Below are 13668 nucleotides of genomic sequence, written 5' to 3'. Positions count from 1 at the left end.
ATATCTCTATCGGGTTGTATGTTTACCACGCGCAAGGAGACAGGTTAAGTGCGTATCGAATCTATAACGTTGTCGGGCTTCCGTTGTTTTGGGCCAGACCCGCTCACAGTTTCTGTTTCATCAGAGATCACGGCTGTCGTCGGCCCTAATGCGGCGGGAAAAACTGCGCTTCTGCATGCACTGTCAAAAATGTTCGGCGTGTCGCGTGCACAGCGCACTGTGCAGCATTCGGATTTCCACCTGGGTGCAGAGGGCGATTCCGACAGCCGCGAGGCCAAGAATCTGTTCATCGACGTGCTGATCGGATTGCCCGAACTGGCTGACGGTACCGCAACGCCGGAGATGATCGCACCGTCATTCCGGCACATGCAGATCGAACGGGAAGGGAAATCGCCGGTCTGCCGCCTGCGCCTTGAAGCTCGATGGGAAGATGACGGTACGATCGAAGGTGAGGTATCGCAAGAGCTTTTCTGGGTTGATACGCTCGATGACGAGCCGGCCGAAGATAAACGTCACCCGGTTTCGGCTTCGGATCGTGGCCTGATTCAACTCTATTACACGCCGGCCAGTCGTGATGCGGCGGCCCAGATTCGGGCAACGACTGGCGCACTCGCCGCGCGCCTGCTGCGCGCAATCGAATGGTCCTCCGAGACAGAAGAGGCCGTTCAAGAGGCTATCGAAAGTTTGGGAACCGCGTTCGAGGACGAATCGGCAATTGCCGCGATCGGCAAAGCCTTGCAAGCGCGTTGGTCGGGACTTCACGATGACGTGGTCGATACGAAACCCAGGCTTAGCTTGGTCAGTCGTAGGTTCGAGGAGGTCGTCAACAAGATTGCCGTCATCTTCGAGCAGGGACCGGATGGCCAAGAACGGGGCCTCGAAGCTCTGAGCGATGGACAACAGTCGCTCTTCTATTTTGCGCTGGCTGCGGCCGTTTTCGACTTGGAGCGTGAGGTGGTAGCGGGCACAGTCGAGGGATTTCGTGACGATACCCTGCGTATCCCCGCGCTCACGCTGTTCGCGCTGGAAGAGCCAGAAAACCATCTCTCGCCTTACTTCCTTGCCCGTATCATCCGCCAGGTTCGCTCGCTGACCGATGCAGGTGGCGCTCAGGCCATTGTGACTAGCCATTCTCCGGCGGTGCTGAGCCGTGTCAATCCGCGTGAAGTTCGCTATTGCCGCTGCGATCCAAAAACACGTGCCTCGTCGGTCAAGAAGATCAAGCTACCGGCAGGGACTGACGAGGCTGCCAAGTTCGTTCGTGGCGCCATGCTCGCCTACCCAGAGCTCTACTTCGCCCGCTTCGTCCTACTCGTGGAAGGAGATTCGGAGCGGATCGTTCTGCCTCCCTTGGCTGAAGCGCTCGATCTCTTGATCGACCCGGCCTTCGTTGCCATCGTCCCGCTGGGCGGTCGCCATGTGCAGCATTTCTGGCGGTTGTTGACCCACCTGGGTATTCCGCACGCGACTCTCCTGGATCTTGATTTGGGACGCGAAGGGGGTGGCTTTGGGCGGGTGAAGACCGCTATTGAGAAGCTCATCGACGTCAATGTGCCCAAGGAAACGCTTTTGAAAATCGACAAGGGCATTTTGTCCGACGCGGATTTCGCAAACATGCACACATGGGAGGATGCCGAGGATCAAAGGAACCTCAAGGCGTGGGTCGATAGCCTCAAGCCGCATGGCGTCTATTTCTCAGCACCACTAGATCTTGATCTGGCCATGCTGGAAGCCTTCCCCGATTCGTACCAAGCCATCATCCCCCAAGGGGGTGGTCCGAGGATGGCTGTTGATAAAGCAGCGGAAGTTGTTCTCGGGACCGCTGGGTCAGGGCTCAAGCCCTATGCCGGCCCGTTCAAGGACTATCCCAAGTTGCTTCCGGCCTACCGCTACCACTTTCTCACCAACAGCAAGCCGGCAACGCATCTTGCTGCCCTGACATACATTAAGAAAAAGGACTTGAAGGAAGGTATGCCTGCCGTGCTGGCGGAGGTTCTCAACCACATCGCCAGGTTCTTGCGGAGGGACTAGATATGGCGGTGCTGTCACGACGGGTCCGCCCGGAGGATTGGAAGCCAGTGGGCGTGAATGCGCTTGAAACGAATGCGTTAAAGGTCGTCCGTTCGACCGACAATCGATCCGTCATCGCCGGGCCCGGCGCGGGCAAGACAGAGTTGCTCGCGCAACGCGCCGCCTATCTACTTCAGACAGGTTTTGCACCGCCACCAAGACGCATCCTCGCGATCAGCTTCAAGCGTGACGCAGCGACAAACCTCGCTGCGCGAGTTCGCCAGCGCTGCCATCGCAGTCATGCCGAACGTTTCGACTCAATGACGTTCGACGCCTTTTCGAAAGGGTTGATCGACCGCTTTGGTCAAGCATTGCCCGAGCGCTGGCGGCCAAGGCCCGACTACGAAATCATGTTCCCCGGTGATCGAGATTACCGTGAGTTCCTGTCTCGACAGGTCGGGGAGCCTCCAGCATTGGTCGGCACCTACGCTGACATCCAGGCCATACCGGTGAAGACTTTCGAGCGCTGTCACCTAGTGGGACTACCACTCCCGCTGGTTGGCTGGCAGCAGCCGACACCTGCCCAGTGGGCCGCAGATCGCTTCTGGCAAGTGTCGCTTCACGAGGGAAGAAAGAGTTTCTTGTCGTTCCCCATGATCGGGCGGCTCGCCGAACTCGTGTTGCGGGTCAACCCGATGGCACGTGATGCACTTCGACTGACGTATTCGCATCTGTTCATGGACGAGTTCCAAGATACGACCCAGATTCAATATGACTTGGTCCGTACCATCTTCCTCGGCACCGACACTGTGATTACTGCCGTCGGGGACAACAAACAGCAGATCATGCGTTGGGCGATGGCGATGGACGATCCCTTCACCGCCTTTGATGGAGATTTTGGCGCGACAAGAACGCCGCTCTACAACAACTATCGCTCGTCACCTGAGTTAGTGCGTATCCAGCACGTTTTGGCGCAGGCTTTGGACGCCCGGGCCGTGGCGCCCGTGTCGAAGACCGCCGGTACGATTGCTGGCGACAGTTGTGCCATCTGGGATTTCTCGACGCCAAAGGTCGAGGCAGAGCATTTGGCCACTTTTGTCGCAGCCGAGATGAGAGTCCACGCGCTCGGTCCACGCGATTTTGTATTGCTAGTTCGGCAGAAGGCTGGTGAATACGCCGCTGTTCTCGAACCGGCGTTTGTAGCTGCGGGCATTCCTTTGCGCAACGAAGCTGGAATGGTCGGATCAATCATGCTCCAGGATTTGCTCGTAGAGGCAGTATCCGAATTGATCGTGGCAGTTCTACGTCTCGCCATGACCACTCGGGCCGGGCGACATTGGACGAAGTGTCAAGAGGCGCTCATCACCCTATGGGGAGGCGCTCCTGATGATGAGGTCGCGCAAGCTAGGATTGCCCATGAATTGGACGCATACGTGCTCAAGCTCAGCGCTGCTCATCCCAATCCACCAAAATCGAAGGCTATTTCACGTTCGATTGTGGACGACATCCTAGGCTTCATCGGTCGTGAGAGGGTGATCGCTGTTCATTCGGCTTATGGGCAAGGCGATTGGCTCGAAATAGTTCTGGATTCCGCAGCGGAACATCTAATGTCATCGTCGGGCGGCGATGTCGAGTGGCCGTCAGCTCTTGACGCCTATGAAGGTATTCATGCCATCCCCCTGATGACCATCCATAAAAGCAAGGGCCTCGAATACCATAGCGTCATATTTGTCGGGTTGGACGATGGCGCATGGTGGAGCTTTTCCAACGATCAGATCGAGGCTACTGCTGGATTCTTTGTGGCATTTACGCGCGCAAAACAACGGGTTGTCTTTACATACTGCGCGCAACGCGGCACACGAAGAAAAATTGCGACTCTTTATCGGCTTTTGACGAGCGCTGGAGTGAAGAGTACCGAGATTGCCTGATCGTTGTGGCGAGGTTGATGAAATTCGCTCAATGGAAGGCACAAAGGTGAGATTTTCAGGGCTGCCCCACAGGGAGCGCGGCGTAGGCGCGTATATTCCGTCACCGAGCACAGCAAAGCGCGCCGCCCCACAGGACAACGCGCTGAATGGATGTGCGCTCAGCTCGCCGTCGATACCATCGACTGCAACTGGTCGATCACGCCAGGCTCGACAAAGACGCAAGCCTGATTGTCTTCGATCGGCACGTTGAACGCCTGGGCGAACACCGTGCGCTGCACATGGGCCACCCGGTCTGTCCGGTGCGCTTGGTCCGGCTTCAAGCGGGCTGCGCCCGTCAGCGAGCCGCTTCGCGGCGGGTCGCATTCGACCAGTGCGACGAAGCCCTCGTTGAACAGCTTCTGGTGTTCTGCGCACAGGCCCCAGCCCGTCGTCGTGTAGCGCTCCATGCTCGCGCGCAGGCGCTTGTCGAGCAGAATGCTGCCGGTATCGAAGGCGGTGCCGCAAACCAGGCAGACGTGACGTTCCAGCGAAACATGCGATTTGTCGTTCATGATGACGATCTCCGGTTGCTCGGGCGGAATTGCCCGGAACCGTCGCCAGCACGGCGCAGAGCAAGCTGTCAGGGGTCGCAGACGGCCATGGGCCGCAAGTGCCATCGGCGCGCAGCCCTTGACGGCGAGAACGCCGTGATACGGTGAAGGGAACAGCAAGACCGCCCATCCACCTCCATCGAAGGCACGGACAGGCAAGCGCAGCGCGCAGGGCCGGAGGCATCAGGGATCAAAGCCGGATGGCCGCGATTCGGCACGAAGCGCGGGGCGCAGCCCGCGAGCCCGACGGCGGAACGCCGGAACGCATTGGGCTGTGTCTCAGTGTTGCTTAGAAGCCAAGTAGGTCGGAAGCCGGAACGGGCTGTTTACTGCCCATGGATGTCACGGAAGAAGCATTAAATTCACTGACAGTGAATTTTTGTTGACGAACGACGCAACCCATGCTGTAATGGCGTCGGCTAGTCGAACCGACTAGGTATCTGTTCTTTGAAGTGTTGCTCTTACCGTAAAAGCGAAAGGTCAGTGTGTATTGCCTGAAGTGATTCAGGTCGCTCCTTCATCCAGTGTTGGAGATTTTGAGGTGAGGCAGGCCGGCAGCAATCGGTCCGCCGCGAAGGTCCGCCCTCTCGCCGCCGTGTGTCCGCCATTAGCAACGTGCAGTCAGCTAATCGGTGCCGCAGCAGGTGGTCACAGAGACGGGGCTTCAAAGCCGCGAAGACTGGTGTTGGGCTTGCGCATCGAGTTGGCTCCTTTCGGCCAATCGCCTTGTTACGGGGCTTCGGCGTTTTTGCCGAGTTTAAAAGGAGCACTCCAATGAAGTACGAAACTTTGAGGAACACCATCGCAACGCTAGAAAAGCTGCGCGATGCGCATTACAGCCAACTCGATGCTGGCGCTCTGGCAGAACTGAATGATGTGTTGCAGCAACTACGTAACATGCTTGAAGGTTCGGAAAGGCGGGAGCTTGAACACGGTGAACTCGTGTTCCGGGCTCTGCGCATCACCGACATCGTCATCCGCACAGTGAGCAATCTCACTGACTGGATGAAGTGATGAGAGTGAGCCAAGACGCAGCAAGCCCAATATTTGATTTATCGGAGTAACTCATGAACCTTGGACAAGCAATCAAGCTGTGCCGCACTCGGCGGGGGGTCTCCCAGGCTGATCTCGCACGACAGGCTGAGTGCTCTGTCTCCTACCTGTCCATGCTGGAAAACAACAAGCGCGACCCAACGCTTTCCACCATGACCAAGATAGCACAGGCATTGCGCGTGCCCGTGGGTATCCTCTTTTTCCTGGGCGCAGAAGGCGGCGACCTGGACGGCATTGACAAGACGCTGCAAGGGGAACTTGCGCGTACCGCACTGGAATTGCTCAATGAGCCTGCCAGCAACCAGCGCGCCCTCATATAGCCAACGCCGTATCGGCACGCTGAATGCCCTGCGTTTGCCGTTGGGTCTGTCTGTCGATGAACTGTTATCGCTGGCCCAGCGGGCCGATGGTTTATACCGCGTCGCAAAGTCCATTGCCAAACCGGATGGCAGCATCCGTAACACCTACGATGCCCTGGCGCCGCTGAAGGAAATCCACCGAAGGATCAAAAGCCAGATCCTGGACCATGTGAACTACCCAGCCTATTTGACTGGAAGCATCAAAGGCAGTGACTACAAAGTAAACGCCGCACTTCATACCAACGCCAGAATTGTCATTAACGAAGACATCAGCGGATTTTTCCCCTCTACATCCACAGAGCGTATATTCAATATTTGGTATGGGCTCTTCGGTTTCAGTCAGGAAGTGTCTCAATGTCTGACCCAGCTAACCACTCGGCAAGGCGAGTTGCCACAAGGTGCCATTACCAGCTCGTTCCTGGCGAACCTCGTATTTTGGCAGGACGAACCGACGCTACAAGAAAAGTTCGCAGCCCAAGGGCTTGTCTACTCTCGCTATGTCGATGACATCGCCGTGTCGTCAAAAGCATTCCTGACCGATCAGGAAAAATCGGAAGTGGTGCGGCAGATATACGGCATGTTGCTCAAACATGGGTATCGGCCCAAACGGGCCAAGCATGAGATTTCTACATCCAGCACTCGAATGGAAGTCACGAAGCTTTCCATCAACGCCAAGCCTGGCCTGGGGAAAGCCGTATATAGCAAGACTCGTGCTGCCGTACACGACATAGAACAGCGCATAGCGAATGGAGAGGTGCTGTCGTTTGAGCGCGGCCCCTATGCCCAAGCGATGGGGCGGGTGTTGCATCTGGAACGGTTTCATCCAGGTAAGGCGGCCCCGCTAAAAAAGCGCCTGCTTGCGTTAAAGGAAGGCAAGTAGCCACGCCCACAGGACAACATGGAGACAACATGAAAAGAAACTGGGACATTATCCGTGACGTCTTGATCGAAGTCGAAGCGCTGGACAGCGCTCAGTTTCAGAGCATTGAGTACGGTCCAGCCAGCGAGAGCGACGAGCCTGAGAAAGATGCGCATGGCATTCTTCTATGGAAGGCTGGATTTATTGAAGGCATTGATGCAAGTGATATGGATGGCGATGCCATCCACGCACAAGGGTTAACGTGGGCTGGTCATGACCTGTTAGACACGATTCGAAGTAAAGCCGTTTGGGAGCGTATCAAGGCCACGGCGAAGGACAAAGGAATTGAATTGACATTCGACTCGGTTAAAGCGTTGGGTAAAGCTGCACTGGCTGCGATCATCGGTAGCTAACTCAGGCAGTCACGACCGAAGGCGCAGCAAAAAAGGGGCCGAAGCCCCCAGGATCAGATCAGGCCGCGTTCGGCAAAGGACGTGGTGTCGCTAGCGGCGACAACGACGTGATCCAGCGTGCGCACATCCACCAGCGCCAGTGCGTCCTTGAGCCGCTTGGTTATGACCTCATCGGCACGGCTTGGCTCGGGATTCCCGCTGGGATGGTTGTGCGAGAAGATCACCGCCGCCGCATTGAGCCGCAGAGCCTCCTTGACCACCTCGCGCGGATACACCGAAGCACTGTCGATGGTGCCCCGGAACATCTCGGTGTACTCGATCAGGCGATGCTGTGAATCGAGGAACAGCACCGCGAAGACTTCATGTTCGAAGCCAGCCAGCTTGGTGCACAGGTACTCCTTGACGACAGCCGGTGAGGTGAAGGACATGCCCCGCTGCATTTTCTGGTCGATGACCTGGCGCGCGGCATCAAGAATCTGATCTACCGACGCCGGCAGGTAGCGCCCCTGCGCGTCACGCACCAGCAGAGAGGAATCGAACGAGGAAAAGGACAGTTGCGTCATGATCGTGCTCCGGTTGCTCGGGCGGAATTGCCCGGAACCGGCGCCAGCACGGCGCAGCGCAAGCCGTCACAGGGTCATGGACGGCTACGGCCGCAAGCGTGCGAGCACGCGCAGCCCTTGACGGCGAGAACGCCGTGGTACGGTGAAGGGAACAGCAAGACCGCCCATATCCCGCCCATTGCACACGTCCGCCTTTGGGCAAGCGGAGCGCGCAGGCCCTCAAGGGCCGGAGGCGTCAGGGATCAAAGCCAGATGGCCGCGATTCGGCACGAAGCGCGGGGCGCAGCCCGCGAGCCCGACGGCGGAACGCCGGGACGCCCCGAATAGCTCCTTGAATATCCTTTGGAGGGAACCACAAGCGACATTTATAGTTGTGATCTGTCGGTCGGCTGTCGGGTTGTTGTCGTGTTGTCCTTGTTCCTGGCTCCCCATACTTCATACGTCCACTGAAAACATGGAGCCGCTCATGAACACTACAGAACATTCTCAACAAACCCGCCTGCTGACTCCGGCCGAACTGGCCGCTTGCATCAAACTATTTCGTGAGATGCGGCAATGGTCACAGGAACAACTGGCCGCCATTTCCGGCCTCAACGTGCGGACAGTCCAGCGAGTCGAGCAAGGCTTGTCGGCTAGCCTCGATACCCGCCGCGCCCTTGCCAGTGCGTTCGAGTTCGAGGACATCGACACTTTCAACAAGCCATTCACCATTCCATCCGAAGAAGAGTTCAAGGCCGAGAAAGAGAAGTTCGACCGGGAACACGTCACCCTGACGGCCACACCGCTGACAACCGGCAAGCAGTTGGCCAAGTTGGCTGAGTCCTGCACGATGGACTTGTCAGAGCCAGCCTTCGAGCTGACCCGCGAAGCGGACGAGACCTTCGCTATGCTGGTGGATTACTTCCGCGAGTACCGGGATTGCGCCGATGTCTACAACGAAACGCAGAAGTTCGACGTGTACGATGAGATGCAATCCCATATCGACGCGCTCAAGGCGCTCGGCGTCTCGCTGCGCTACGCCACGCGCGAGGTGCAGGTAACGTGGGGGGCAGTGCCGGACAGCAAACCGATGCCCGCCACGGTGCTGTACGTGGTCGGTTTCCCGCTGGGCAAGGAGCCAGAGCAATTTGCAACGCCAAAGTCTGCCGGTATCCGTTTATAGCTCGGAAAGCGTCAGGGCTCATTCTCGCCAGTGCTGCGCTGTTCGATCTGCAACTGCGCTCGGCGAGTCGCCTGTTGCAACCGCTCCACTAACACTGCACGCGGCGGCAAGGTGGTCAGGTATTCAGCGACATGGATGCCGGATTTGTCCAGCTCCAGCAATTCGATCTGTTCGCGCTTCTTGCCAGTGCAGAGGATGATCCCCAGCGGCGAGGCTTCTTCCGGCTCCCGCTCATGCTTGTCGAGCCAGCGCAGGTAAAGCTCCATCTGCCCTTTGTACGCAGCCTTGAACTCGCCGATCTTCAACTCCACTGCCACCAGCCGACGCAGCTTGCGGTTGTAGAACAGCAGGTCGAGGTGGAAATCCTCATCGTCGATCTGGATGCGCTTCTGCCGGGCGACGAAGGAAAAGCCCGCTCCCAGCTCCAGCAGGAATGATTCCATTTCCCGGATGATCGCCGCCTCCAGGTCGCCTTCCTGCCAGGTGTCCTGCATTCCCAGGAAGTCGAGGATGTACGGATCACGCATCACCAGCGATGGCGACATGCGTTGCGCATCACGCAGGGTCGCCAGTTCCTGCGCGATCGTTTCATCCGGCTTCTGGGACAGGGCCGTGCGTTCGTACAGCATCGAGTTGATGCGCTCGCGCAGCGTGCGCACGCTCCAGCGTTCAGCGCCGGCCATCTGCGCGTAGTAGTCCCGCTGCATGGGCTCCTTGAGGGCCAGCAGCAGGACGAAATGCGACCAGCTCAATTGTCGCGACAGTGTCGCGACAATTGGCTCATCCGGGAAGGTGGCGGCGAACTTGACCATCCGGCGCAGGTTCTTTTCCCCGAAACCCCGCCCGTAGTCGCGGGCAAGCTGCTCGGCGAGGGTCGGCAGGATTTCCTCGCCGTACCCAGCCCGCTGGCCGGCCAGCACCTCCGTATGGATGCGCTGGCCGATACGCCAGAACAGCAGGGTCAGTTCCGCATTGACCGCCGAGGCGGCGCGTTGCCGCGACGCCTCGATCAGTGCCCGGATGTCGCCCAGCAGTGCCGAAGGCGCTGCGGACGACGCAACAGATGTTTTGCGCTTGCTCATGTTGTGGCCTCCGCAGGCTTCCGGGCACCAGTGATGGTCTGCCGCCGGTTTGCTACCAGCTCAGCCGCCTGGCGCACCGGGTCATCCTCGGTGTGGATGTAGCGCATAAACATGGTTACGGTCTTGTGCGCCGTCAGCACCATGCCAACCTTCACCGGGATGCCCGAGTTGGCGATGTCGGTGGCCGAGCGGTGGCGGATGCCGTGCGTGCCGACGTGCGGCACGCCGGCCGCCTTGAGGGTGCGGCTCCAGCCGTTGTAATACTCGCCGGTGGTTAGGTGCTCTCCCGGATGACGCGGAGACGGCAGCACGTAGGGGTTGCCTTCCTGCCGGGGAGCCGTCGAGAGCAACCGGTAGGCTTCCTCGCTCATGGGCTTGGACATGCCGCCGGTTTTGCTGTCCGGCCAAACCACCCGCCGGTTTTCCAAGTCGATCCACTCCCATTCGAGCAGCACGATTTCGGAGCGCCGGGCCGCGAACTCGAATTGCAGGCGGATCGCCAGCGGGATGACATAGGGCACCAGGCCCTCAGCCTCGATCTGTTCAAGGTACTTGAACAGCTTGGCCATCTCGTCGTCAGTGATAAGGCGGGTTGTCTTGCCGCCAGTGTACAGCGGAATATGCCTGCACGGGTTAGAGCCGTCCGGGCGATAGCCCCAAACTTCGGCCAGGTTGAACATCTTGCGCAGGACGGCCAGCGCCTTGTTCGCCTCGCCCGGCTTGTAGTCCAGCTTCTTCATCATCGCCGCCACGTCGGGGCGCTTCACGTCCTGCACCTTCATGCGGCCCAGGATCGGAATGATGTTGCGGTCGATGTTGCCCTGGTAGCCTTTCTGCGTGCTGGGCTTGTTGCGGTGCTTGGAGTAGTCCTCCATGAACTTCGCGCACAGTTCCTTGACCGTCGGCGCCTTGCGCGCCTCGGTCTTGGCGGCGCCAGGATCGCCGCCCCGGCGCACTTGGGCCAGCCATTCCTGCGCCAACGAGCGGGCCTGTTCAACGGTCAGTTCTCCGTACTGGCCCAGCGCGGGCTTGCGGCGCTCGCCGGCGTTCGTCCGGTACTGGAGCATGAAGACCTTGCGACCGGCCGGCGTGATCTTGCACAGGAAGCCGGGAACAAGCGTGTCGCGCAGCTCGACGGGCTGCGCCTGGGGTTGTGCCGCATCGACTGCGGACTTGGTGAGTTTGATCTTGGCCATAGCTGACTCCTTTGGAAGACCCGTTTCCAGGAGCCTGTTGGGAGCCAAGCGGTCGGAAGCCGGGTCAAGTTTCGGAAAGCACCGGCATATGATGAATTCGCCTAAGTTATTGATAAACCTGCTGTAGCGGGCTTAGGCGTAGTCCAGCAAAGTTCGGTGCTGGAGTCATGCTGAAACAAAAAACCCGGCACCTAGGCCGGGTTTCTCGTACAGTTTACGCTCAGGCCGGAGCCTGGGTGCGGCCCTTGTAGGAACCGTCACGGGTATCGATCTCGATCCAGTCGTCGATGTCGACGAACTCGGCAACCTTGATCTCGGTACCGTTGCGCAGCTTGGCAGGCTTCATGACCTTGCCGGAAGTGTCGCCACGAGCAGCGTTCTCGGTGTAGACAACCTGACGCACGATGGTGGTCGGCAGATCGACGGAGATCACCTTGCCTTCGAAGAACACGGCTTCGCAGACATCATTCATGCCTTCTTCAATGAACGGCAGAACGCTTTCCAAATCTTCGGCGCGCAGCTCGTAGGAGTTGTACTCCGGATCCATGAATACATAGTCCTCACCGCTGATGTAGGACAGATTCACTTCCTTGCGCTCGAGAATCACCGGCTCCATCTTGTCGTCGGCTTTGTAGACGGTCTCGGTCTTGGAACCGTTGAGCAGGTTCTTCAGCTTCATCTTGACGATGGCGCTGTTACGACCGGACTTGGTGAACTCGGCCTTCTGGATCAGCCACGGCTGGCCATCGATCAGGGCCACGCTGTTGACTCTCATTTCTTGTGCAGTTTTCATGCGAATATCCGAAATATGCGGGAGGTACAGAAATCTAGGCCGCGTATGATAGCCAATTTAAGTAAAACTGTTCCAGCGCCGTGGCAAGATCCGACCGAGCGGCCTGCTGATCGCACCACTGCTCGGCGTGTCGCTGCAGTGCCGGCCACGCCGCGAGAAGCGCAGGCCAGGCCGCTTCCATCCCCTCGCCGGCGTTCCACGCACGCCAGAATTCAGCCTGAGCGGCGGCAGCTTCCGGCATCAGATCGGCGCTGTAGATCGCCAGAAACGCCTCAAGTTTGTCCCAGTGCGCCCCCTCCTCTTGCGGGTAAATGTGCCAGAGCAACGGTCGACCGGCCCATTGCGCGCGGACGAAGGAATCCTCACCGCGCACCGCATTCAAATCGCAGCACCACAGGATGCGGTCGTAGTCGCCCTGAGCCACGAAAGGCAGCACATGGATCAGCAGGTTACCGCGCCTGCTGTGATCACCCGGCACCAACGACCCTTCACCCAGCCAGGTCTGCAAATCAGCAAGAATCTTGCCCTGCGGCACCAGCAACTGCGTCGGCTGCGGATCGGCCGCCAGTGCATCCAGCCATCCTGCCAGGCCCGTGTTCTCATAGGCGAATAGAGAAATCAGCCGCGCCCCGGGCTCACGCACCACGCCGAGTGACTGCAGGAACGCCTGCTGCGCCTGCGCGTCAGCCTGAAAGTCACGCCGCCGCGTCAGCAGATCGGCTTCGCGCAGCAAACCGCCCGTGCCCTCCACGAATCCAGGGAAGAAAAAGAACTTCTGCAAGCCTCCAGGCTGCGGCGATGGCAGGCCATGACAGCCCGCAACCCAGTCCTCGGCGCTGAGATACTCGAGATTCAGCCACAAACAGCGCGTGTCGCTGACAGTCATCGCCTCGATATAAGACGCAGGCAACTGACAGGCGAAGGCCTCGATCACCACCTGCGCGGGCTCAACCGCAGGGAACGGCTCCGCCCACTGGCGCACCTCGACACCACTACAATGCTGACATTGAGCATCAAGGCTGGCCTCGGGGCACAAGCGCACGAACGCCCCCAACTCGTCGACCCACAGGCGCACCGCATGCCCCTGCTCGGCCGCCAGTTGCCGAGCCAGCCGCCAAGTCACGCCGATATCACCGTAGTTGTCCACCACGCTGCAGAAGATGTCCCACCTGGCCACACTGCGCCCCTTCGGAAAATGATCGCCATTCTAACCGGCGAACAAGAAAAAGCCCGCCAGAGGCGGGCCAAGGGGAGCGCTGGAGCGAGCGCGGGGTAAAACAGTGAATCAGGCCAGCAGCGAATCGCCCTCACGACGAATAGCGCTGCTGAGCATCCAGACCGTATGGCAAGCCAACGCAGCCTCGCGGGAAGCGAAGGGGCCGGCTTTCGGTTGGCCGTCCACCATCACCAGCCAGCACGCCATATGACCGTCGGAGCGGAGCTCAGCCGGTACCGCACTACCAACCAGGGAAACCACATCGATACGGGACATCATGACCTCCAATCCAACTCAAGCTCTGTTGGGCTCAACATTAGGCCGATGCAGCGCTAGACAGAAATCAGTGCTCTCGATAGTGACCATGGATATTGCCAATGGCAGCAGCACAGGCGCCGACACAAGCTGCGCCATGCACCTGACAGGCAGAGTGGCCACGCAATC

The 13668-nt window shown here is 58.9% G+C and carries 14 protein-coding genes; 7 read left to right on the top strand and 7 right to left on the bottom strand.

What is annotated here, in order from left to right:
• Positions 1-48 precede the first annotated feature (48 nt).
• Both N5J71_RS21265 and N5J71_RS21260 read left to right on the top strand, forming a co-directional pair.
• Positions 49-2031: an ATP-dependent nuclease gene (locus N5J71_RS21265; protein ID WP_257709606.1), complete on the top strand. Its 1983-nt coding sequence runs from the start codon at positions 49-51 to the stop codon at positions 2029-2031.
• Positions 2032-2033: 2 nt separating this feature from the next.
• Positions 2034-3938: a UvrD-helicase domain-containing protein gene (locus N5J71_RS21260; RefSeq protein WP_257709605.1), complete on the top strand. Its 1905-nt coding sequence runs from the start codon at positions 2034-2036 to the stop codon at positions 3936-3938.
• A 158-nt stretch (positions 3939-4096) separates the two neighbouring features.
• On the opposite strand, the gene N5J71_RS21255 is transcribed toward N5J71_RS21260, so the two are convergent.
• On the bottom strand, positions 4097-4489 hold the full coding sequence (locus N5J71_RS21255) for an ATPase (RefSeq protein ID WP_257709604.1): 393 nt from the start codon (positions 4487-4489) through the stop codon (positions 4097-4099).
• 813 nt (positions 4490-5302) lie between these two features.
• Between N5J71_RS21255 and N5J71_RS21250 the strand changes: the two genes are divergently transcribed.
• From N5J71_RS21250 to N5J71_RS21235, 4 genes are read left to right on the top strand one after another with little or no spacing between them, the layout of a single operon-like run.
• Positions 5303-5542, top strand: a complete 240-nt coding sequence (locus tag N5J71_RS21250) for a hypothetical protein (RefSeq protein WP_257709603.1) — start codon at positions 5303-5305, stop codon at positions 5540-5542.
• A gap of 53 nt (positions 5543-5595) precedes the next feature.
• Positions 5596-5901 carry a helix-turn-helix domain-containing protein gene (locus N5J71_RS21245; RefSeq protein ID WP_257709602.1) on the top strand — a complete coding sequence of 102 codons (306 nt, stop codon included), beginning with the start codon at positions 5596-5598 and terminating at the stop codon, positions 5899-5901.
• Positions 5867-6820 carry a reverse transcriptase family protein gene (locus tag N5J71_RS21240; RefSeq protein ID WP_257709601.1) on the top strand — a complete coding sequence of 318 codons (954 nt, stop codon included), beginning with the start codon at positions 5867-5869 and terminating at the stop codon, positions 6818-6820. Before N5J71_RS21245 ends, N5J71_RS21240 begins: the two co-directional genes overlap by 35 nt.
• Positions 6821-6849: 29 nt before the next feature.
• Complete coding sequence (locus N5J71_RS21235) at positions 6850-7212, top strand: DUF2513 domain-containing protein (protein ID WP_257709600.1); 363 nt, start codon at positions 6850-6852, stop codon at positions 7210-7212.
• A 53-nt stretch (positions 7213-7265) separates the two neighbouring features.
• Here N5J71_RS21235 and radC read toward each other — a convergent pair whose 3' ends face one another.
• Positions 7266-7775, bottom strand: coding sequence for a RadC family protein (gene radC, locus N5J71_RS21230; RefSeq protein ID WP_257709599.1), 510 nt, complete (start codon positions 7773-7775; stop codon positions 7266-7268).
• A gap of 466 nt (positions 7776-8241) precedes the next feature.
• Between radC and N5J71_RS21225 the strand changes: the two genes are divergently transcribed.
• A complete protein-coding gene (locus tag N5J71_RS21225) occupies positions 8242-8937 on the top strand; it encodes a helix-turn-helix domain-containing protein (protein ID WP_257709598.1) in 696 nt (231 codons plus the stop codon).
• 11 nt (positions 8938-8948) lie between these two features.
• On the opposite strand, the gene N5J71_RS21220 is transcribed toward N5J71_RS21225, so the two are convergent.
• The 5 genes from N5J71_RS21220 to N5J71_RS21200 all read right to left on the bottom strand — a co-directional run bounded on the left by N5J71_RS21220 (position 8949) and on the right by N5J71_RS21200 (position 13500).
• On the bottom strand, positions 8949-10019 hold the full coding sequence (locus N5J71_RS21220; RefSeq protein ID WP_257709597.1) for a PDDEXK nuclease domain-containing protein: 1071 nt from the start codon (positions 10017-10019) through the stop codon (positions 8949-8951).
• On the bottom strand, positions 10016-11215 hold the full coding sequence (locus N5J71_RS21215) for a tyrosine-type recombinase/integrase (RefSeq protein WP_257709596.1): 1200 nt from the start codon (positions 11213-11215) through the stop codon (positions 10016-10018). The genes N5J71_RS21220 and N5J71_RS21215 overlap by 4 nt, the downstream gene beginning before the upstream one ends.
• Before the next feature lie 220 nt (positions 11216-11435).
• Complete coding sequence (efp, locus tag N5J71_RS21210) at positions 11436-12008, bottom strand: elongation factor P (protein ID WP_074858794.1); 573 nt, start codon at positions 12006-12008, stop codon at positions 11436-11438.
• A 34-nt stretch (positions 12009-12042) separates the two neighbouring features.
• Positions 12043-13185: an elongation factor P maturation arginine rhamnosyltransferase EarP gene (gene earP / locus N5J71_RS21205; protein WP_125874588.1), complete on the bottom strand. Its 1143-nt coding sequence runs from the start codon at positions 13183-13185 to the stop codon at positions 12043-12045.
• Positions 13186-13293: 108 nt separating this feature from the next.
• Positions 13294-13500, bottom strand: coding sequence for a hypothetical protein (locus tag N5J71_RS21200; RefSeq protein ID WP_074858799.1), 207 nt, complete (start codon positions 13498-13500; stop codon positions 13294-13296).
• Positions 13501-13668: the final 168 nt, after the last annotated feature.

This window comes from Ectopseudomonas oleovorans, from assembly GCF_029845265.1.
Lineage (GTDB): Bacteria > Pseudomonadota > Gammaproteobacteria > Pseudomonadales > Pseudomonadaceae > Aquipseudomonas > Aquipseudomonas oleovorans.
This window is presented reverse-complemented; position numbering and strand designations above follow the sequence as displayed.

Excerpts from the sequence above, each read along its gene's own strand:
- N5J71_RS21235 (WP_257709600.1), top strand. The coding sequence starts at position 6,850 with ATGAAAAGAAACTGGGACATTATCCGTGACGTCTTGATCGAAGTCGAA.
- N5J71_RS21240 (WP_257709601.1), top strand. The coding sequence starts at position 5,867 with ATGAGCCTGCCAGCAACCAGCGCGCCCTCATATAGCCAACGCCGTATC.
- N5J71_RS21260 (WP_257709605.1), top strand. The coding sequence starts at position 2,034 with ATGGCGGTGCTGTCACGACGGGTCCGCCCGGAGGATTGGAAGCCAGTG.
- N5J71_RS21225 (WP_257709598.1), top strand. The coding sequence starts at position 8,242 with ATGAACACTACAGAACATTCTCAACAAACCCGCCTGCTGACTCCGGCC.
- radC (WP_257709599.1), bottom strand. The coding sequence starts at position 7,775 with ATGACGCAACTGTCCTTTTCCTCGTTCGATTCCTCTCTGCTGGTGCGT.
- N5J71_RS21245 (WP_257709602.1), top strand. The coding sequence starts at position 5,596 with ATGAACCTTGGACAAGCAATCAAGCTGTGCCGCACTCGGCGGGGGGTC.
- N5J71_RS21255 (WP_257709604.1), bottom strand. The coding sequence starts at position 4,489 with ATGAACGACAAATCGCATGTTTCGCTGGAACGTCACGTCTGCCTGGTT.
- N5J71_RS21220 (WP_257709597.1), bottom strand. The coding sequence starts at position 10,019 with ATGAGCAAGCGCAAAACATCTGTTGCGTCGTCCGCAGCGCCTTCGGCA.
- N5J71_RS21200 (WP_074858799.1), bottom strand. The coding sequence starts at position 13,500 with ATGTCCCGTATCGATGTGGTTTCCCTGGTTGGTAGTGCGGTACCGGCT.
- efp (WP_074858794.1), bottom strand. The coding sequence starts at position 12,008 with ATGAAAACTGCACAAGAAATGAGAGTCAACAGCGTGGCCCTGATCGAT.
- N5J71_RS21250 (WP_257709603.1), top strand. The coding sequence starts at position 5,303 with ATGAAGTACGAAACTTTGAGGAACACCATCGCAACGCTAGAAAAGCTG.
- N5J71_RS21215 (WP_257709596.1), bottom strand. The coding sequence starts at position 11,215 with ATGGCCAAGATCAAACTCACCAAGTCCGCAGTCGATGCGGCACAACCC.